25 protein-coding genes are annotated in these 19,327 nt (G+C 54.7%); 23 read left to right on the top strand and 2 right to left on the bottom strand.

All coding sequences use genetic code 11. From position 1 onward, the window contains the following. Positions 1 to 255 precede the first annotated feature (255 nt). Positions 256 to 834 carry an energy transducer TonB gene (locus ACP9M6_RS07425; RefSeq protein ID WP_427449866.1) on the top strand — a complete coding sequence of 193 codons (579 nt, stop codon included), beginning with the start codon at positions 256 to 258 and terminating at the stop codon, positions 832 to 834. Here ACP9M6_RS07425 and ACP9M6_RS07430 read toward each other — a convergent pair. Further along, positions 831 to 1,004, bottom strand: a complete 174-nt coding sequence (locus ACP9M6_RS07430) for a hypothetical protein (RefSeq protein ID WP_427454801.1) — start codon at positions 1,002 to 1,004, stop codon at positions 831 to 833. The genes ACP9M6_RS07425 and ACP9M6_RS07430 overlap by 4 nt on opposite strands. Between ACP9M6_RS07430 and ACP9M6_RS07435 the strand changes: the two genes are divergently transcribed. Continuing rightward, the gene (locus ACP9M6_RS07435) at positions 940 to 1,470 is read left to right on the top strand and encodes an energy transducer TonB (protein ID WP_427449868.1); all 531 of its coding nucleotides are present in this window, start codon (positions 940 to 942) and stop codon (positions 1,468 to 1,470) included. The genes ACP9M6_RS07430 and ACP9M6_RS07435 overlap by 65 nt on opposite strands. Here ACP9M6_RS07435 and ACP9M6_RS07440 read toward each other — a convergent pair. Continuing rightward, positions 1,467 to 3,560 carry a S9 family peptidase gene (locus tag ACP9M6_RS07440; RefSeq protein WP_427449869.1) on the bottom strand — a complete coding sequence of 698 codons (2,094 nt, stop codon included), beginning with the start codon at positions 3,558 to 3,560 and terminating at the stop codon, positions 1,467 to 1,469. The genes ACP9M6_RS07435 and ACP9M6_RS07440 overlap by 4 nt on opposite strands. A 152-nt stretch (positions 3,561 to 3,712) precedes the next feature. Between ACP9M6_RS07440 and ACP9M6_RS07445 the strand changes: the two genes are divergently transcribed. The 21 genes from ACP9M6_RS07445 (at position 3,713) to ACP9M6_RS07545 (ending at position 19,204) form a co-directional block, all read left to right on the top strand. Next, positions 3,713 to 4,969: a DUF2336 domain-containing protein gene (locus tag ACP9M6_RS07445; protein ID WP_427449871.1), complete on the top strand. Its 1,257-nt coding sequence runs from the start codon at positions 3,713 to 3,715 to the stop codon at positions 4,967 to 4,969. A gap of 95 nt (positions 4,970 to 5,064) precedes the next feature. Beyond that, positions 5,065 to 5,529, top strand: a complete 465-nt coding sequence (locus ACP9M6_RS07450) for a Na+/H+ antiporter subunit E (RefSeq protein ID WP_427449873.1) — start codon at positions 5,065 to 5,067, stop codon at positions 5,527 to 5,529. Then, positions 5,526 to 5,834: a monovalent cation/H+ antiporter complex subunit F gene (locus ACP9M6_RS07455; protein ID WP_427449875.1), complete on the top strand. Its 309-nt coding sequence runs from the start codon at positions 5,526 to 5,528 to the stop codon at positions 5,832 to 5,834. The genes ACP9M6_RS07450 and ACP9M6_RS07455 overlap by 4 nt, the downstream gene beginning before the upstream one ends. A gap of 2 nt (positions 5,835 to 5,836) precedes the next feature. Then, positions 5,837 to 6,247 (top strand): monovalent cation/H(+) antiporter subunit G, encoded by a 411-nt coding sequence (mnhG, locus tag ACP9M6_RS07460; RefSeq protein ID WP_427449877.1) that lies wholly within the window; start codon positions 5,837 to 5,839, stop codon positions 6,245 to 6,247. Then, positions 6,244 to 6,930, top strand: a complete 687-nt coding sequence (locus ACP9M6_RS07465) for a DUF4040 domain-containing protein (protein WP_427449878.1) — start codon at positions 6,244 to 6,246, stop codon at positions 6,928 to 6,930. The genes mnhG and ACP9M6_RS07465 overlap by 4 nt, the downstream gene beginning before the upstream one ends. Continuing rightward, on the top strand, positions 6,927 to 7,421 hold the full coding sequence (locus ACP9M6_RS07470; protein WP_427449879.1) for a Na(+)/H(+) antiporter subunit B: 495 nt from the start codon (positions 6,927 to 6,929) through the stop codon (positions 7,419 to 7,421). Before ACP9M6_RS07465 ends, ACP9M6_RS07470 begins: the two co-directional genes overlap by 4 nt. A gap of 2 nt (positions 7,422 to 7,423) precedes the next feature. Continuing rightward, on the top strand, positions 7,424 to 7,900 hold the full coding sequence (locus tag ACP9M6_RS07475; RefSeq protein WP_427449881.1) for a sodium:proton antiporter: 477 nt from the start codon (positions 7,424 to 7,426) through the stop codon (positions 7,898 to 7,900). Further along, positions 7,900 to 9,423 carry a monovalent cation/H+ antiporter subunit D family protein gene (locus ACP9M6_RS07480; RefSeq protein ID WP_427449883.1) on the top strand — a complete coding sequence of 508 codons (1,524 nt, stop codon included), beginning with the start codon at positions 7,900 to 7,902 and terminating at the stop codon, positions 9,421 to 9,423. Before ACP9M6_RS07475 ends, ACP9M6_RS07480 begins: the two co-directional genes overlap by 1 nt. Positions 9,424 to 9,431: 8 nt before the next feature. Then, complete coding sequence (locus ACP9M6_RS07485; RefSeq protein ID WP_427449884.1) at positions 9,432 to 10,916, top strand: proton-conducting transporter membrane subunit; 1,485 nt, start codon at positions 9,432 to 9,434, stop codon at positions 10,914 to 10,916. After that, a complete protein-coding gene (locus ACP9M6_RS07490; RefSeq protein ID WP_427449886.1) occupies positions 10,913 to 11,290 on the top strand; it encodes a hypothetical protein in 378 nt (125 codons plus the stop codon). The genes ACP9M6_RS07485 and ACP9M6_RS07490 overlap by 4 nt, the downstream gene beginning before the upstream one ends. Then, positions 11,287 to 13,035, top strand: coding sequence for a Na(+)/H(+) antiporter subunit D (locus tag ACP9M6_RS07495; RefSeq protein ID WP_427449888.1), 1,749 nt, complete (start codon positions 11,287 to 11,289; stop codon positions 13,033 to 13,035). The genes ACP9M6_RS07490 and ACP9M6_RS07495 overlap by 4 nt, the downstream gene beginning before the upstream one ends. Then, entirely contained in the window at positions 13,025 to 13,432 is a 408-nt protein-coding gene (locus ACP9M6_RS07500) for a MucR family transcriptional regulator (RefSeq protein ID WP_427449889.1), read from the top strand. Before ACP9M6_RS07495 ends, ACP9M6_RS07500 begins: the two co-directional genes overlap by 11 nt. Before the next feature lie 253 nt (positions 13,433 to 13,685). Continuing rightward, positions 13,686 to 14,204: a PAS domain-containing protein gene (locus tag ACP9M6_RS07505; RefSeq protein ID WP_427449891.1), complete on the top strand. Its 519-nt coding sequence runs from the start codon at positions 13,686 to 13,688 to the stop codon at positions 14,202 to 14,204. A gap of 130 nt (positions 14,205 to 14,334) precedes the next feature. Beyond that, the gene (locus tag ACP9M6_RS07510) at positions 14,335 to 14,676 is read left to right on the top strand and encodes a helix-turn-helix domain-containing protein (protein WP_427449893.1); all 342 of its coding nucleotides are present in this window, start codon (positions 14,335 to 14,337) and stop codon (positions 14,674 to 14,676) included. Next, complete coding sequence (locus tag ACP9M6_RS07515) at positions 14,673 to 15,446, top strand: DUF6456 domain-containing protein (protein WP_427449895.1); 774 nt, start codon at positions 14,673 to 14,675, stop codon at positions 15,444 to 15,446. The genes ACP9M6_RS07510 and ACP9M6_RS07515 overlap by 4 nt, the downstream gene beginning before the upstream one ends. 47 nt (positions 15,447 to 15,493) lie before the next feature. Beyond that, the gene (locus ACP9M6_RS07520; RefSeq protein ID WP_427449897.1) at positions 15,494 to 15,805 is read left to right on the top strand and encodes a hypothetical protein; all 312 of its coding nucleotides are present in this window, start codon (positions 15,494 to 15,496) and stop codon (positions 15,803 to 15,805) included. Between the two features lie 22 nt (positions 15,806 to 15,827). Beyond that, positions 15,828 to 17,060 carry a DNA-packaging protein gene (locus ACP9M6_RS07525; protein WP_427454765.1) on the top strand — a complete coding sequence of 411 codons (1,233 nt, stop codon included), beginning with the start codon at positions 15,828 to 15,830 and terminating at the stop codon, positions 17,058 to 17,060. A 108-nt stretch (positions 17,061 to 17,168) separates the two neighbouring features. Next, positions 17,169 to 17,711: a Panacea domain-containing protein gene (locus ACP9M6_RS07530; RefSeq protein ID WP_427449899.1), complete on the top strand. Its 543-nt coding sequence runs from the start codon at positions 17,169 to 17,171 to the stop codon at positions 17,709 to 17,711. Beyond that, on the top strand, positions 17,708 to 18,202 hold the full coding sequence (locus ACP9M6_RS07535; protein WP_427449900.1) for a hypothetical protein: 495 nt from the start codon (positions 17,708 to 17,710) through the stop codon (positions 18,200 to 18,202). Before ACP9M6_RS07530 ends, ACP9M6_RS07535 begins: the two co-directional genes overlap by 4 nt. Positions 18,203 to 18,204: 2 nt before the next feature. Beyond that, on the top strand, positions 18,205 to 18,720 hold the full coding sequence (locus tag ACP9M6_RS07540; protein ID WP_427449901.1) for a DUF2726 domain-containing protein: 516 nt from the start codon (positions 18,205 to 18,207) through the stop codon (positions 18,718 to 18,720). A gap of 46 nt (positions 18,721 to 18,766) precedes the next feature. Next, complete coding sequence (locus ACP9M6_RS07545; RefSeq protein WP_427449903.1) at positions 18,767 to 19,204, top strand: hypothetical protein; 438 nt, start codon at positions 18,767 to 18,769, stop codon at positions 19,202 to 19,204. Positions 19,205 to 19,327 lie beyond the last annotated feature (123 nt).

The raw sequence follows: 19,327 nt of genomic DNA on the forward strand, positions 1-19,327 counted from the left end.
CTCAGCCGGGTTTTTTTATGTCTAAAATTAAATAGAAATTGACAGGCCTCCCTACAATGTTATGTTGTTACATAACATTGTAGGGAGGCAAACATGTATTTTGAATCATCTGAAGCGGTGACAGGAAAAGGCGAGGGGACTGTTCAGCCTGACTCTTTCTCTCCATCACACGTTCGAGCGAAACAAACTGTTTGGTGTCGCGCCCCGCTTGTTATGCCAGTTGCGGCCGTGTTGACGGTCGGACTTACGTTCTCAATGGCCCAGCTCATTGCGACGGAGTTCCAGCCGCAGGATAAATCCAAATCTATCAAATTTGAGATCAATCCGGTTGAGAAGATTGTTGAGATCAAAGAGCGAATTGATGAGCCGGATCCACTTGAGCGGGTGGAAACACCGCCGCCGCCACCCACGACTGGTGTAGATGTCGTGGAACCTGTGACGGAACCCGTCATCAAAACCGTCTCTGCAGATCCCGATTTTGAACTGCCGGAAATCGATTTTGGCGGAACCGGTTACGTTAAGCCCGACACGGATGAACAACCCATCGTCCGGATTCCGCCCGTTATGCCCGCACGGTTCCAACAGGGCGATGCGTCGGGATATTGCACAATGCGGTTCAGCGTCTCCCCCGAAGGGCAGCCCTTTGATGTGACCGCGACTCAATGCACCAACCGAATATTGGAACGCGCGTCCACGAAAGCGGTGCTGAGATGGAAATATAATCCCAAGATCGTCAATGGCCGTGCCGTGTCGCGCAGCGGGGTGGAGACAAAGATTCGCTTTGACCTCGCGGATGAGCGGGGCAATCGCTTGCCGCTGCCGAGCGGGTATTAGGTCTGCTCCGTGTTAAAGTTGGGGGTTTGTGTCGTCATCGCGGCGATGGCTGTGAGTGTCGCTGCCATCTGCGGCGCAGTATATTTGCGTTCAGATATGGAAAGCATGAGTATTGCGCCCCGCGAGGTTTCCTCTTTTGCATTTGCGGGGCGATCAGATGGGGCTGACACGGATCGAAATTTGAGGGCTTCGGATGTCTTTAATATATATCTAATCCCAGAGCGCCCTGTTTCGCAGGATTATTGTGTCTATCCAAAAATTCAAGAAGGGCCGGGATTTCCTGATATTAAACTCAGGACACCCAAATTTGATACGGCCAAATTGGATATAGATTTCCGCTCGAAAGAGGCAGCACATGACTATCATGTGCCGCGCAGTCCTCCGACATTTCCTCCACGTTTTCTAAGGGGTAATCATTCCGGGTATTGTAGGTTAAAATTTGATATTTCTGCGCAAGGTAAACCCACGAATGTGAAGGTCATTCTCTGCACGGATGAAAGCTTAAAAGACGTTTCGATAAAGTCTTTACGCACGTGGCGATATGAACCTGTGGTGAGAACGGCCAAGGAAACTTTCATTCGATTTGATCTTCACGACGAGACTGGAGATCTCTTACCCCTCCCGCCGGGGTTCTAACTCAACCCCATACAATCCACTGCGAAGGCATATTCCAGCGCGGTTTCTTTCAAACTGTCATAACGCCCGCTTTCGCCCTGATGTCCGGCTTCCATATTTATCTTGAGTAAAATCGGGGCGTCGCTCGTTTGGCGATCGCGGAGTTTCGCGGCCCATTTTGCGGGCTCCCAATAGGTTACCCGGGGGTCGGTCAACCCGCCTGTGATTAGCATGGGCGGATAGGCTTTCGCTTCAACATTATCATAGGGGCTGTAATTGCGTAGACGATGGAAGGCGGCGGCGTCCGTGATCGGGTTGCCCCATTCCGGCCATTCCGGCGGGGTGAGGGGGAGTTCCGTGTCGCTCATCGTGTTGAGGACATCAACAAAGGGAACGGCTGCGATGACGCCCGCGAAAATCTCCGGCGCCTGATTAACCGCCGCCCCGACGAGCAAGCCTCCCGCTGAGCCACCATGGGCAACGATCCGGCCTTCAGATGTCCAACCGAGTTCTGCCAGCGCGCGCCCGGCATCGACGAAATCGTTGAACGTATTTATCTTCTTCTCAAGTTTGCCGTCCAGATACCACTGATACCCTTTGGCTTGTCCGCCTCGAATATGCGCAATCGCATAGACCGTACCGCGATCCACGAGCGACAGTATATGCGTTCTAAACCCTGCGGGAATGGTGATCCCATAAGACCCATAGCCATAGAGCAGAAGCGGATTGCTCCCGTCAGTTTCGACATCTTTCCGCGCCAAAATCGTGACGGGAATAGACTCACCATCTCTTGCCGTGATTGAAATCCGTTCAACGCGATAGTCTTCAGGATTATGTCCGGAGGGCACGACTTGTACGCGGACAGTCTCACGTTCGCGCGTGTTCATATCGTATCGGTAAACCGTGCCGGGGCGGGACGGGGAGGAATAGCTGAAATAGAGCGTGTCCGTTTCGTATTCATAACCCGATTTAATGCCAAGCCCATAGGCGGCTTCCGGCATCGCAATAGCGTGTTCTGCGCCGTTCTCCATATCGCGAATAATGATTTGGGGCAGGGCGTTTTCGCGTTCCAACCGGACGAGCCAGCGCGAGAAGGTTTCCATGCCGAGGATGAGCGTTCCAGGTTTATGCGGAATGAAAGGCTGCCAGTCCGTCGGCGCGTCTCCGGCTTTGCCTGTCATGACGGCGAAATCGACGGCGCCGCCCTGATTGGTCAGAATATAGGTCGTGCCGCCCTGATCATGGAGGGAATATTCCAATCCCGCTTGGCGCTTCGAAAAACATGTGGGCGGCGTGCTGGGATCAATGGAGGGGATGCGGTGAATCTCGCTCGTCGTGTGATTGTGGGCGCTGATTTCGATGAAGCGTTCATCATCTGAACTGCCGACACTGACGAAAAAGCCGGGATCTTGTTCCTCATAGGCGGTGTGGATTTTGCCCCGCGCATCAAACACATCCTTGAACCGCACGGCATAGGGACGTTGGTTTTCATCGCGTTCCACCCAGAAGAGCGTCCGGCCATTTGCGGCCCAGACGAGGGCGCCAGCCGAGCGGTCAATCCCCGTCCCATGAACCTGGCCCGAGGCGAGATCGCGTAGGAAGACTGCATAGTTTTCGCTGCCTTTTTCATCCACGGAATAGGCGAGCCATTTATGATCGGGGCTGTGCGAGACATCCCCGATATCAAAAAAAGATGTGCCTTTGGCCAGTGCGTCGCAATCCAGAATGATTTCGTCTTCCGGTTCAGCCGCCGCCACGTCTTGTCGCGCATAGACGCCGTGCTGATCGCCTTCACGGTAGAAATGGAAATAGGCATAGGCGCCGTCCGGCATGGGCACACCCCGCGCTGTCGGTTCCAACCGTCCCTTCATCTCGCCAAAAATCGCATCTTTTAGGTCTGATAGGGGGGTGAGGGCGGCGTCTGTATAGGCGTTTTCAGTTTCTAAATGCGCACGAATATCTCGTGCAAGCTGCGAAGGGTCACGCATGACCGTCTGCCAATTCGCGTCCTTCATCCACGCATAATCATCCGTCCATTCCGTCTCAAACCGGGTCTGATGATGTGGGCGTTTCTCAGCGCTTGGTGCGGGCTGTACGGGATTGGTTTTCATGCGAGCCTCCTCTTATAGGGTGGAGATAGTCGCGTGTGCGGGGGAATAACAGGGGCGTTGTGAAAACATCTTTGTCAGGTCCTGGAAGTCACCCTCCATTAACCCTATCCGTTTAGACCTAGCCCTAACTGACTTTCACGAAACGGATGCGCATGGCCGGATTAGCCATATCTCAGATGAACGAAGATGGTTCCAGCACGGTGGCCATGGCGTTAAAAGATGTTGCAACGGAGGTCGAAGATGATGCTGCCGTACGGCGTCAACTCGCCAAACGTCTTGCCGATGTTATCTGCATTCCGGCCAGCCAATTAACGCCGCAGGAACGCCATATGGCGGGGGATGTTCTCGTCGAACTCCTACGCAGTGCGGATGTCGATATTCGCGAATCTGTCGCCAAACGCCTCGTCATGTTGAACGAGGCTCCGCGGACCATTCTCGTCATTCTCGCCAAAGATGAAATCCGCGTCGCAAAACATATTTTGGAAGAGAGCCGATCCCTGACCGACTCTGACCTCATCCAAATCGCGCATAAAGTCTCCTCTGCGCATCGAGCAGTGATTGCTAAGCGTCGTAAAATCACCGACTCGGTTGTCGATGCCATGGTTGAGTTCCTCGAAGAGGACGTCGTCGAAACGCTTCTGAAAAATAAAGGCGCAAATTTCAGTGAGACCGCGCTGCAACGTATCTTAACTGTTTCGCGCTCTCATCAGACCTATGTTGAACTTCTCATCAAACGCGATGAGCTTCGCCCCTCTCACGGATTGACGATGTTCTGGTGGGCGGATGCGGCCAATCGGAAGAAGATTTTGCATCGGTTCGGTGTCACGCGACACGTCCTGCAAGAAACCTGTCAGGACCTCTTCCCAAAAGCTGCCGCCGATGGCTGGACGGATGCAGGTGTGCGAAAAGCGCTACAATTTATCGAACGGCGACAGCGGAACCGCGCGGCCATAACGCGGTCTGATTTTGACGGATTGGAACATGCGATTGAAACGGCGGAAGTGCAGGGCCTGACACGGAAGCTGACGGAAGAAATTTCATATATGTCCGGCGTGAAGCCCGCGACGGGCGCGCAAATCCTGACGGATAAGGGCGGGGAGGCGATTGCCATTCTCTGCAAGGCTCCTGGATTAAAGCGGGATTATATCAATAAATTTTGGCGCGCGCTGAAACGCCCGCTGCACGATCTGGATGGGTCCATGCATCCGGACCTGAAACGCGTCATGGAAACCTATGACACGATTTCGACGGATAAGGCCCAGACGGTCCTGCGCTATTGGAACTGGTCCCTGACCGCGTCCCTGAATGCGGATGTCTTGCGCTACATCAAAAATGGTGTGATTCCGCGCGAAGAAGAGTTTGGCGCGGCGGCCATTACGGCAGCCTTGGTTTTTTCCCACAAGGGATAGCAAAAACAGGGGCCTTTAGCCTTTAACCCTTTCGATTCGCCCGCTAAAGACGGTGCAAATCAAGGGAGTGAGTTCTGTTACGCTATAGTTTCATATTGCTTCTGGCCCTCATCACAACGTGGATGACCCTGTCGGGATATTTTAAGCCGCTCCTACTGACACTGGGCGCGTTTTCCATTGGCCTGACGATGTGGATGGCTGTTCGCATGCGCATTCTGGATCACGAAACGGCGCCTTATACGACCATTCCGCAGACTTTGTCCTATTTCGTCTGGTTATTCATTGAGATTATCAAAGCTAACATTGCAGTTGTGCGGGCTGTTCTCTCGCCAAACCTCAACATTTCGCCGACCATGACGAAAATCCCGACCCCGCAGAAAAGCGATATTGGCAAAGTCATGTTTGCCAATTCCATCACGCTCACCCCCGGAACAGTCAGCGTGTCGATGGAGGACGATCATATCCTAGTCCACGCTCTGCTCGCCGAGATGTCCGCGCCGGAAGATTTTACGGATATGGGCAAACGCTCCGCTTGGGCCATTGGGGAGCATGTGGAATGACGCCCTTTATTGGATATTTTATGCTGGGGAGCGCGTTCCTCATCATCGTGTCTATGGCCATGATGTTGACACGTCTGATCGGTGGGCCAACGCTTTATGATCGCCTGCTCGCCGTGAACTCGTTCGGGACGAAGACGGTTCTCTTTCTCTGCGTTTTTTGTTTCATCATTGGTCGTCCTGATGGGGTCGATATTGCAATGCTCTATGCGTTGATGAATTTTATCGCGACAATTGCCGTGCTGAAATTTTTTAATTACCGCGCCCTGAATGTGACCCTCATGGTCAATGACGAGTCGGAGCGTTGAGCATGATGAGTGCATTTATTCTGTTCGGCGCTGTGGCTGCCGACACGGCGGCTGTGACACACTCTATCGATTGGGTTGGATTGCTGCGGAATGTGGGGACGATAATCTCCATGGTGACGGGCTTATTTTTCGTCATGGCGGGCACGATTGGCGTCTTGCGCTTGCCCGATTTTTTCACGCGGCTTCACGCGGCGGGGATGACTGATACGCTGGGGGCGGAGCTGATTCTCATCGCTTTGATCTTCCAGAGTGACAGTCTGCAAATGGTTCTGAAACTCCTGCTCGTCGCATTTTTCCTGCTGATCACGAGCCCGACAGCGACACATGCGATTGCCCATGCGGCCTATAAGGCGGGAGTTAAACCTGTGCTCGGCAAATATTCCCTACCGGATGTAGAGGAGGACGGAACATGACCCTCTTTGCCGCCGCTGAGCCGGTTTTCGCCGTACCGGTCCTCCTACTAGATATTTCTTTGATGGCGCTGCTTGTGGTCGTCGCCTTTGCGATTGTGCGGATGCGGTCGCTCTTTGCTGTTGTGATGTTGCAAGGTGTCTATTCGCTTGTTTGTGCCGCATGGTTTGTCTCGCTAGATGCGGTGGACGTGGCCTTTACAGAAGCTGCTGTGGGCGCAGGCGTGTCCACCGTTCTTATGCTCTCGGCCATGTTGCTCGCGGATCGGAAGTCAACGCCGGTTCCCATGAACCGTCAACTCGGGGCATTCATTGTTGTCTGTCTCGCGGGGGCAGCAATGCTCTGGGCGGTGGGCGATATGCCGGCCTTTGGGGACGCCAATTCGCCTGCAAATTCATATGTCGGGACGGATTATCTCGCGAAAACGGCGGAGGAAGTGCAAATCCCGAATGTCGTGACGGCTGTCCTCGGCAGCTATCGCGGCTATGACACATTTGGCGAAGTTGTCGTGATTTTTGCCGCCGGATTGGGCGTGTTGCTCTTGCTCGGTTTGAACGGAAATGCGGGCCGTTGGGTTGCGCGCCCCAACGGACAGGTCGTCAATGACCGCTCCGCCCCTTCTGCTGCCTATGCCAAAGATAACCGCTCTGAAGATAAGAAAAAGAGCGGGGAGGCCGAGACATGAGCGCGCCTGATCCCAAAATGACAGAGTCTGAACTGCCCCATGCCTATGCGGCGCGGGATCCGCATGTTCTGCTGCGGGTGATTTCTAAATTCCTCATTCCGCTAATCGCGATTTTTGGATTTTACGTCCATTTTCACGGCGAATATAGTGCGGGCGGTGGATTCCAAGCCGGCGTTATCCTCGCGGCCTCCGTCATTCTCTATGCGTTGATTTTCGGATTGGACGAAGCCAAGCGGGCCTTTCCGCCCTGGCTCATTCGTGTGGGCATGTCGCTGGGTGTCTTGCTCTATGGCGGGACCGGTGTGGTCTCTTTCCTCAAGGGCGGCGAGTTTCTAAATTATTCCGTATTGAATGAAAATGCAATTTCGGGACAGCATTACGGGATTATCGCGATTGAACTCGGTGTGCTCTGCGCTGTGACATCCGTTATGATTGCAATATTTTATGCCTTCGGCTCTCGTCAGCCCGAAACCTCGGACGAGGATTGGTAGTCATGGCTGAATTATTTGCACAATATAATTATGTGATTGTCATAATTTTGATGATGACGGGACTCTATACGATTTTCGCCTCGCGGAACCTCATTAAAAAACTTGCCGGTCTCTCCGTGTTTCAGACCTCTGTCTTCCTGCTTTATATCACGATCAGCAAGATTAAGGGCGGGCAACCCCCCATCCTGCTGGAAGATAAAAAATATGGTTACGATGAGGACGGTTATGCACTGCTCGACGGCCCGATTTCCGTGGCTGCGGGGGATGCGTCCTATATTCTTCCGGGGCCGGGCAGTGATGTTATTTATTCAAACCCGCTACCGCATGTCCTGATCCTGACCGCGATTGTGGTGGGTGTGGCGACACTGGCCATTGGTCTCGCGCTCGTCGTGCGTATCCGCGAAGTGTATCACACCATTGAGGAAGACGAGATCGAGGCGGCAGATTTCATTTATAATTTGGAAGGTACGGCGGACTGATGGCCCTTCTTAATTATTTTCCGGACTGGCTCCTCGTGCACGGTCCCGGCTTTCTCATGGCTCTACCCCTGCTCATGGCGGCGGTGACGGCGCTGCTGCCAAATAAGCGGATTGGGTGGATTTCGACCTTTATCGTCACGGCAATCCTGACCGTGACGGCCTTTGGTATCGCGCTTTATAATATAGAGGTCGGCACCTTTATTTATAAAATGGGCGGCTGGGCTCCGCCGCATGGAATTTCTCTTTACATTGACGCGTTGAATGCGCCGCTCGTCCTCTTGGTCGCGCTCATGGCGTTTATCACGGTGATTTATGCGCTGCCCGCGACGATTGCGGAGATCAAACCGAATAAGCGCGCGCCTTTTTATGCGGCTTTTCTGCTCTGTATCGCCGGCTTGCTTGGGATGGTCGTGACGGGCGATGCGTTTAACGTTTTTGTCTTCCTCGAAGTGTCCTCTATTTCGACCTACACGCTGGTCGCCATGGGCGCGGCGCGGGACCGTCGGGCCTTATCTGCCGCTTATAATTATCTAATTCTAGGGTCTATCGGCGCGACGTTCTTCGTCATCGGGATTGGCTTTCTTTATATGGAGACGGGCACGCTCAATATGGCGGATATGGCGCGGATTTTGGCGGATTTAGACGGTGGGTCGCGTGTCGCGAAAGTGGCCTTTGGCTTTATCATTATCGGTCTGGGACTGAAACTCGCCATGTTCCCGCTTCATACATGGCTGCCGGGGGCCTATGCGCATTCCCCGACGCCGGTGACGGCGTTCCTCGCCTCGACCGCGACGAAAGCAGCGCTCTACCTGTTGCTGCGTTTTACCTTCTTCGTCTTTGATCCGAGCTTTGCCTATGTTGCAGATGTCCTCATGTTTGTCCTGGTCGGGCTGGGTGTGATCGGAATGTTGTTTGCGTCACTGACGGCAATTTTCCAGACGGATGTGCGGCGGATGCTGGCCTTTAGTTCTGTGGCACAAGTTGGCTATATGCTGCTCGGTATTGGTATTGCGACAACGGCCTCCGTTGCGGCGGGTTATCTCCATATTCTCAATCATGCGATTATTAAGGGTGGATTATTCCTCGCCCTTGGCGCGATGTGGTACCGGTTCGGCATCACCCGAATGGAAGACTTCCGTGGCCTTGGAAAGACCATGCCACTGACCATGGGCGCCTTTACGATCTCCGGCCTGTCTCTAATTGGCGTACCGTTCACAGCCGGATTTGTGTCCAAAATTAATCTCGCAGGCGCGGCGGCAGATGCGGGCTGGTGGTGGGCCGTGGGCGTCATCATGCTGACCTCCATCCTCGCGCTCGTCTATATTGGACGGCTCTTGCTGATTGCCTATTTCCAATCTCCGCCGGAAGTGGACGGGGCTGTCGTCAAACGCAATGAAGCCCCCCTCGCGATGCTGATCCCTATTTGGACACTTGCCATTCTCTCCATTGTGATCGGAATAGAGTCGGACCTGATAGTCGAAGCGTCTGTGCGGGCGGCTGAACTTCTCCTCGGAGCGGGATGATGGATTTTATGACTCCTCAAATCGCGCTGGGCCTTCTGCTCGCTATCCCGCTGCTGACCGCGCTGCTCATTCCCGTTTTTGGGAAAAATCCAAACCTGCGCGAAGGCGTGACTTTTATAGGCGGCGTCGCATTGCTGGCGACAGTTATTTATCTTTGCGTTGATGTTGCGGGCGGTGGGCGTCCTGAATTGCACTTTGGCAGCTTTGCCGGAAAATTTGATTTTACGCTAAGACTAGAACCGCTTGGCGCGACATTCGCCGCGATTGCGTCTTCACTCTGGATCGTGAATTCCGTGTTTACGCTCGGCTATATGCGGGGCAATCGTGAGAAACATCAGACGCGGTTCTTCGCTTTTGTAGCTGTGGCCATCGCTGCGGCTATGGGGATTGCGGCCTCGGCGAACCTCATCACATTATTTATCTTTTATGAGGCGCTCACGCTCTCAACCTTCCCGCTCGTCACGCATAAGGGTGACGCGAAAGCCAAAAAGGGCGGTACGATTTATGCGCTGATCCTGATGGGGACATCGCTTGCATTGCTCCTGCCCGCTATTATCGGGACCTATGTGATTGCGGGGACGACAGAGTTCCAAGTGGGCGGCATTTTCCCACCCGGGACGTCACTCCTCGCGACCTCGACACTGCTCTTCCTCTTCGCCTTTGGGATCGGCAAGGCGGCGCTCATGCCGACCCATCCGTGGTTGCCCAATGCCATGGTCGCGCCGACGCCGGTCTCCGCGCTGCTCCATGCCGTGGCCGTCGTGAAGGCGGGTGTGTTCACGATGTTAAAAGTTGTGACCATGACCTTCGGGCCGAGCCTCGCCGCCGCGACACCGGCCTCGACATGGCTCGCCTGGATTGCGGCGATTTCTATCGTTCTTGCATCCGTCATCGCCCTGCGTCAGGATAATCTGAAAGCCCGTCTGGCCTATTCCACAGTCTCGCAATTGTCTTATGTGACACTGGGCGCGATGCTGGCGACGTCCATGGGAATTTTGGGCGGTGGGTTGCAGATTGTGATGCATGCTTGGGGGAAAATCACGCTCTTCATGTGTGCAGGAGCGATTTATACGATTGCGCATCGGACGCATATTTCGCAACTGGACGGGCTGGGCCGCACCATGCCTTGGGTCTTTGGCGCATTTCTCGTCGGGGCCGTGTCCATTATCGGCATTCCCCCGATGGGCGGGTCTTGGCCGAAATTCTTCCTCATGGCGGGCGCTGTGGATAGCGGGAAATCCATCCTCATTGCGGCCCTGATTGCGTCCTCTATTCTCAATATTATTTATCTTGTGCCCGTCGCCATTCGCGGATTTCTGAAACCGCCGGCGGATCCAACCGCCGATGCGTTGCTCGCTTTTGAGCGGAAGAAACATAAATGGGTCATTATCCCGCCCGTCGTCACGGCAATCGGCTCACTGGTTCTGTTCTTCTTCGCGGGACAGATTGTAGACTTCTTACAACCGATCCTTCCGGGAGGCGGCCTATCATGAGTGTTGAGACCGAAACCCCCATGGAGACTGCGGCCACGCCAAATTCAGGTGCAGATATTCACCCGGCCGCGCAGCCATTTCTCTTTTTAACACGGGACAAGGTGAGACGGAATTTTCTCTGGTTGCCATTGGTGGGATTAATCATCTGCTCAGTCCTGGGCGTATTCCATCCACAGAAACACCCGCTCCCCTATGAACAATATATCCCCGGCAGTTGGGCGATTTTTGGCTTTCTCGTCTTTTGCGGTGTCGGGCTCTGCGCCACGACATTCGCGCATTTTCTTGCCCGCCCGGAAAGCTATTACGGGGAAGGCGGTCTGCCCGATCCGGAGGATAGTCTCGAGGCGTCCGAGGCCAAAGGAGACGCGACATGATCGACGCAATCCCGCTTTTGGCTGAAATTAATCCGGGCTTCTGGGTCATTCTCGCCGGACTTATCTGCGCGCTCCTGCCAATTGGATCGCTGCGCAAAGCCTTCGTCATTGCTGTGCCTCTCATCGCGGGCGTGCTGATTTTCCAGCTCCATGACCCGACACAGGCAGCGCGTCTAGGTGGTGTGTTACAGTTCGGTCCTGTTGAGTTAACGACATTTCGCTTGGACAGTCTGTCGCTGATCTGGGCCTATCTGTTCTGTTTGGCCGGAATTATTAACGGGATTTACGGGTTGCACGAAAAATGCCGGATCACGGATAGTTCCGCCCTGATCTATACAGGTGCAGCGATTTCCGGCGTCTTGGCGGGTGATATGATTACCCTGTTTATCATGTGGGAATTGACCGCAATCAGTTCCGTCTTCCTGATTTGGAAGGGCGGAGAGCAGGCCTACGCGGCAGGGATTCGTTATCTCGCCATTCAAGTCCTGTCGGGTGTTATGCTGCTGACGGGGGCGATCCTTCACGCGCAGGCCAATGGTGGTGATTTCACCTTTGGCGCCATTGGTCTGGACAGTCCGGGCGGGTGGCTCATGCTATTGGCGATGGGGATTAAATGCGGCTTCCCGATGTTGCATATGTGGATGCAGGATGCCTATCCGAAAGCCTCTATCACCGGCACGGTTATCCTCGCGAGCTTCACGACGAAGTTTGCGATCTACGCCTTGGCGCGTGGCTTCGCGGGTGAGGGGATCCTCATCTGGGTTGGCGCGATTATGGCGATCTTCCCGATTGCCTTTGCCATCGTTGAAAACGATCTCCGCCGCATCCTGAGTTACAGTATTAACAGCCAGCTCGGCTTTATGGTGGCGGGTATCGGTGTCGGTTCGGCCATGGCGTTGAACGGGGTGGCCGGACATGTTTTCGTCAATGTACTCGCCAAGGGCCTACTCTTTATGTCGGTCGGGGCCGTGATGCACCGCGTCGGGACGGCGAAAGCGTCAGAGCTGGGCGGCTTGTTCCGGTCCATGCCTTTTTCTACTGGATTTGCACTGGTTGGAGCCATGACATTGGCGGCGACTCCGCTCTTTGCCGGATTCATCACCAAAGCTTTCATTCTAACGGCGGTGATTGAAGAGCATCACTATGTGCCCTTTGTTCTCCTGCTGCTCGGCGCAGCGGGGATGGTCGGTTTTGCCGAGATCAAAGTGCCCTATTCGGCCTTTTTCGGACGCGATAGCGGGCGGCGGGTCAAAGAGGCCCCGTGGAATATGCATCTGGCTATGGGGATTGCCGCCTTTATCTGCGTCTATCTCGCCTGGCCCTTTGGCGGCTATGCACAGCTTTACGCGCTCATGCCGTTTGAGATGAAATATGCCTATAAGCCCTATACGGTCGACCATGTGGCGTTTCAGCTACAGCTGCTCTTTGGGGTTCTGTTTGCGTTTAACCTCTTCCTGCGGTGGAAACGCTACCGTGCGCCGCAACGGGCGGAAGTCTTGGACGTAGACTGGCTCTATCGCCGGATGGGACTGAACGTCTCGCTATGGGCGTCTGCGATGTGGACGCGCCTCTCGGCTGTGACAAGGCAGCAGCGCAACCGCTTCCTCGGCACGGCTGGCCGAAAGTTCTATCAGACCTTCTCTCCCGCCGGTGCAGCGTCAGAGGCGACCCCGTCCGGTTTGGCGGCGGTCCTGACAGCCGGGCTCTTATTCATCGTGTTAATGGTCGCCTATATTGCCCGATAAGGACTCGTATATCCTGGCCCTGACGGCGCAAATCGTCTCATCATATTTGGGCGGGGCGCATGTCGGGGCCAATCCCACAAAGCCAGAAGATATATCCACGCTTATCGGTACGGTTTATGCCGCGCTCCTGAAAGCGCAGGCCGGACCGGATATGGCCATGGCACGGCCAGACCCCGCCGTGCCAATTGAGGACTCCCTACGCGATGATGCGTTGGTCTGTCTCGAGGACGGGTTGGAGTTCCAGAGTCTGAAACGTCACCTGCGTGTGAAATATAATCTAACGCCAGAGGCTTACCGCGAAAAATGGGGTTTGCCGCGCGATTATCCCATGGTCGCGCCGGATTATGCGCGGCGGCGCTCGGCCTTGGCCAAGCGGTCGGGGCTCGGCAAATCCTGAGGTGATTCGCGGGTTTGCGGGTCGGGCGACGCTAAAACTCCAATTATTGTTCAACTGATTCGGAACCGATTCGGAAAAGCCGCCTCTCTGCTGTTTTGCGGTTGAAATATGGTTAACAAAACCTTGATGCCATGACTCCGCCCCTGCCATAGATTCGTCCAAGGGGGACGTGATGCGTCGGGCGCATCACTCCAGAAAAAGTTTCAGACTGTCGGGCTGTTCGGGGCCTGATATTCCGTTGGAGAGGGACGAGATGTTATCGGGGAATGCATTACGGCATCAGATTATCCTGCCGCAGCAACAGAAATTCTACGACTATTGGCGCAGCAAATGCCGCGCGGGAAAGTTCCCCTCCCGCGAAGATATTTTGCCCGAAGAAATTCACCAACAACTGCCCATGACGACGATTATGGAGCGTGTTCCCGCCGCAACCGAAGGCGGGCAGGCCCGTTACAAACACCGCCTCGCCGGGACCGGATTTTGGAACCTCTATGACCAGGAAATTCAGGGCCGCCATGTCGACGAATTGCCCATCGGATGTCGGGTCGACTATTGGCACAAGGTCCTCGACCAAGTCATAGAAACCCGTAAACCGCTCGTCGGTGTGACCCGTCCGAATACGCCCAATGGCTCGCATCTGGCGCAGTTCTGGGTGCGCCTTCCGCTGTCGGAAAACGGGACCGATATAAACATGATCCTCGGTTATGATCATTTGGCAAAAATGTCCGACGTCCCGCTCGTAAAACCGCAGTCGGAAAAAATTTACGCTTAGTCAAAGGCTTATCCCAAGAAGTGAACAGAAGAAGAACATTAAGACTCGACTTCCTGCAATTTTCATAGGAATATAATCCTCACATGGCTGAACCCGCTTATACTCGGCGTTCAGACAAGAGGACAAACCTATGCGCACCAAAAAATTCAAACCCGAAGATCCCGCCTTTGCCCGCCTGACCGTGGCGGCTGTCTCGCTGGAATTCGGCACACCCGAACTCTCCCTCGACCTCCGGCGGAAGGGAACAAAGCAAATTGCCTTTTCTCGGCAGGTCGCGATGTACCTCCTGCAAACCGTGTTCGATATGACGATTAGCCGGACGGCGGAACTCTTCTCCCGCGACCGCTCAACCGTCACTCACGCCCTGAAAGTTATCGAGGATTCGCGGGAGGACGAAGTCTTTAACCGCAAACTCATCAAGGTGGAGGATTTCCTCCTCACGAGTTCCAGCCTCTTCGGGGGCACAGCATGAGCTATACCTCTGACAACCTCGCCATGAACCGCCTCGTGCGGGAGATTTACGCTGTGGACGGCCTGATTGCGGAAGGTGCACAGGGAATGGACCGGCCCATCTATCCCCATCGGGATAAAAGAAAACGCCCCGTCATCTGGCTTGAAAATGCGCGCTTTGCGTGGTTGCAGGGGCGGGATATGATTGCGTCGGAACCGCGCGGTTATGTGCTGGCCGACTCGGTCGTACAGCGCTTGGAGACATCCGATGATGGGTTGGTCGGCCAACACGAAGACCGCGTGTCCAAGGATATCTATACGCCGGACGGCGTGGTTCGCCCCGCCAATGTGAATGTGCGAAGCTCCGCGCTAGAACTCCTCGCCAGACGTAAAGGGCATGAGCGCGGGAAATGGTTGAGCGCGGCTGAGTTGGAGGCAGGCCGGGCGCTGGCGCGGGATTATCATCGCTCGGGCCAAGGACGTATGGGCCATCAGGATTTCACCAATCCCGGCGTGCAGGGCGGTGACCGGAACGGCGCGGCGGAGCGCGCGATGCTCTCGCGGATTACGGCCTCGACACGGTTGCGGACGGCGCGCGAAATTCTCGGTGCCGACCTCGCCCCGGGTGTCATCGCGCTCTGCTGTCGCTCGGAACATATGGACAAGGTCGAACGCACGGAAAAATGGGCGAGCGGGTCCGGAAAGCAGATCATTAAGCTTGGCCTCGCGCGGTTGGTGAAGCTCTACGGGACGGAAGTCGGGGCAGGGCGCGGCGCATCCAATCCCCGTTAAAACACAATCGTATCCCCGGTTATGACGGGTGGCGTTACATTTCAGGCATGACAGATAAAACCCAAAATCTTCTCGCCACGCTAAGACAAACAGAGGCCGGATTGATTGCCGACCTTGAGGCCATGAATCAGCCGTCCCCTGTCGAAGGTCAAACTGATCCGCCGGATCGGAACCCACGAAATATCTCAATCACGCTGAAAGCGCTGGATGATGTGAGGGTGCAGATTGAGAAGGCGGAAGCCAAAGAAACAGCCAGACAATGCACGCGGTGGGAAGACCTTCCCCCGCCCAGTCCGGAAGATGAGGAGAGATTTTATGAAGAATTTAAACGCCTATTCCGTATCGTCGCTGACGGATGAAAAACAAGATCAGCTCTTTGAAATGCTTAAGGGTCACCTGAAAGGGTGGCTCCTCATTTTCTGGAAAATTTTGGGGCGCCCCGACCAGAAAGCCCCTGAAACCCCGTGGAATATCTGGCTCATTCTTGGCGGGCGAGGTTCCGGCAAAACACGCTCCGGTGCGGAATGGGTGCGGGCGCAGGTGCGGGGCGGGGCGAAACATATCGCGCTCGTCGCGCCGAGTTTTAATGAAGCGCGAGAAGTCATGTTGGAGGGCGAGAGCGGATTGCTGAACCTCGGCTATCCGCGCGAACGCCCGCGCTACATTGCCTCGCGTCACCGGCTCGAATGGCCGAACGGGGCGGTGGGTCACGTCTATTCCGCCGAAGATCCGGACGGGCTGCGCGGGGCGCAATTTGATGCGGCCTGGGCGGATGAGTTCTGTGCCTGGACCTATCCCGAAGATACCCTGTCTAATCTCCGATTGGGATTGCGACTCGGCGAGGACCCGCGCCTCGTCATCACGACGACGCCAAAACGCACGCCGTCTCTGCTCAAGCTCGTCACGATGAAAGGCGTGCACATATCCCAATCGAAAACGGCGGATAATGCGAAATATCTCTCTCCCGGTTTTGCGGCCCTGATGGAGGAAAATTACGGCGGCAGCCCGCTCGGCAAACAGGAATTGGATGGCGAGATCTTATCAGAACTGCCGGGTGCACTCTGGACCTTGCAGGGAATTTCCGACCGTCGGGTCGAGGCCGCGCCGGAACTTGACCGGATCGTCATCGCGATTGACCCGCCGACGACCTCCGGCCCGCGCGCGGATGCTTGCGGGATTGTTGTCGCGGGACGCGCAGACGACCTGATTTACGTGCTGGAGGATGCGAGTTTCCACCGCGCCTCGCCCGCCGATTGGGCCGACCGCGCGGTTGCGCTCTATCACCATTACCGCGCCGATGCGATCATCGCAGAGGTCAATCAGGGCGGCGAAATGGTCGAGGCCTGCCTCGCGCAGGTCGACCCCAATGTCCCCGTCCTGACCCGCCATACAAACCGGAACAAGCGCAGCCGCGCAGAACCCGTCGCCCAAGCCTATCGCCGCGGCAAAGTCCGCCACGCGGGGCGCTTTGATGCCTTGGAGGCGGAAATGTGCCTCATGGGAACGGACAGCCTGCGCCATTCGCCCGACCGCGCCGACGCGCTGGTCTGGGCGGTGGGAGAGTTGATGGTGGAGAAGGTGGAACAGGCCGTGGCGCGAATGCGGTGGGTTTGAGGGGGAAAACAATCTAAAAGAACTTAACAGCCGCTTAAGACCCTCTTGAACGGCACTTAAGGCTTTCTTATTTCATACTGTCGCTTTAAGGACAAATACGTTAATCTTATGCAACACAGAGAACCACATACCGAAACTCTTGAAAAAGAAGGTTTTGACGCTCGTGAAATCGCCAACGCTGTCTTACTCAAGGCGCGCGCTATAAACGGGGGAGACAAGCTGACTGCGATGCAGTTAATCAAACTTGTTTACCTTGTACATGGCTGGAGCCTCGCTCTGAGGGGAAAGTCTCTCGTACGGAATAGGCCGGAGGCTTGGCAATTCGGACCAGTATATCCACGTATTTATAAACAAGTAAAGGGTAAGGGGCGGAACGCTGTTACTGACTTGCTAGTGGATGCTGATGGTGACGTCTTCTATCCTCACGGTATTAGTCCAAAAGAAGAGCTGGTTGTTGATCATGTATTGAAATCATACGGGAATAAATCTGCCTTTTCTCTTTCATCAATCACACACAAAACTGATACGCCTTGGGACTACACGCAAAAGAACCTCGGTTTGTATCAGGATATTCCAGAGGACGAAATGATGTCTCATTTCAATCAATTGGTTGATGAGCGAAAGATTGATAAAACTATTTACCAAGATTGATGACAGATAATCCACTAAATCAACCGTCATCTGACAACGTTTCTGGAGCCGCCGAGGGCCTTACCCCGGATCAGTTACAATTACTTGCTACACTTGCCGAGCGGTGGGATGAATTTGAGGGTTTGCTGGAAGGAACGGCTTCGAGAGCTGAGTTGGATAGAAAACTACACGGTTATCTATCTGCTCAAACCGCTGAGCTGAAGCAACTTAAACTTATTAGACTTGGGGTGAACATTGGAGTTGGTTTGTTCGTGGTTTGTGTCGCACTGAGTTTGTGGGGTATGATTTTCTTGAAATGGCCTACACTTCGTCAACTTGACCCAACTACATCCACAGCAATTGTTGTTGGTGCTTTTTCTTCCATTGTTGTGCTTTTGGTCGCTGTTATTCGCGGGTCGTACCGTCTTGCAACAGACAGGAACAAAGAAAGCGATCTTCCAAACGGAATAAAAGAATTACTGAAGGCGTTTATCGACTCCCACTCAAGTTAATTATGGAACTCCTCGCGCTCCTAATCCTCTCCACTATCGCGCTGCTCCTCTATCTCGGCACACGTCGAAAACCTTTCGCCCCGCCTGCCGTTTCTCCGATCACGGACCGTACGCTGGACGCGTTCGAGGCCGCGCCGTCGCTTTGGGTGAACGGGGCGGAGCGGGGGTTCTTTCTGGTACTATTGCAGAGCTTGCCGCGTGGCTATCACCTGCATGGCAAAGTCCGGTTGGAGGATATTATTCGCGTAAAACGGAACGTGCCGGAAAAGGCGCGGTGGACATTGCGCGGGCGTGTGAAATCGCGTCATGTGGACTATCTGATTACGGATAGCACGGGACGTTCGGTCCTTGCGATTGAACTGGACGGAGCGGCGCATGATCCGAATAATCCGTCAGAGGCGGACCGCGTGAAGACCGCGCTTTTCGCAGTGACGGACATCCCGCTGCGCCGCGTGCGGGTCGGCGAGGATTTTCACCTTATTGCCGCCACAATCGCGACTGAATTAAACCGTTCTTAACCACGTTGGTCTTGTGTAAGGCCAAGGCGTTTAGGGGAATTGAGTCGTGTTCGGATTATTCAAATCTAAGAAGAAAAAATCGTTGGAAGCGGAACTGGCCAACACGGATGCCAAGCTCGCCCTGCTGAATGCGCAACTCGCCGCGCAGATGGTGAAACTCGCCGGGCAGACCAATGATCTCGGCCCGCTCTCACAGGCGGAAGAGGCGCTCTCCGCCACGCGCCGCTATTACGAGTATGAGGATACGCCCGCCGAGATCTGCCTCGTGCAAGTCGCCCTCGGCGATATGTTCATGCGCTTGGGCAAAGCAAAGAATGACAAGCCCGCCTTTGAGCGTGCACAGACGGCGTACCGCACAGCGATTACGCTGGCCTCTATGCAGGGTGATGAGCCACTACGCCGCGAATTACGGGATAAGATGAAGATCGCGGATTCGCTGCTGGGCAAACGTCCAAAAACGCCGTCTTTGTTTAAGGTGGCGTAGCCCTTAGCTTGCTCTTAAAAACTACGTCCACGTTTAAGGTGCTATGAGACGTCAATGATTTCAATCACTTGATGCTATTTTCAAGAGAATGATCCGCACCTAACCCAACCGGCCCTATAAAAC

Source organism: Litorimonas sp. WD9-15 (assembly GCF_050271975.1).
GTDB lineage: Bacteria > Pseudomonadota > Alphaproteobacteria > Caulobacterales > Maricaulaceae > Litorimonas.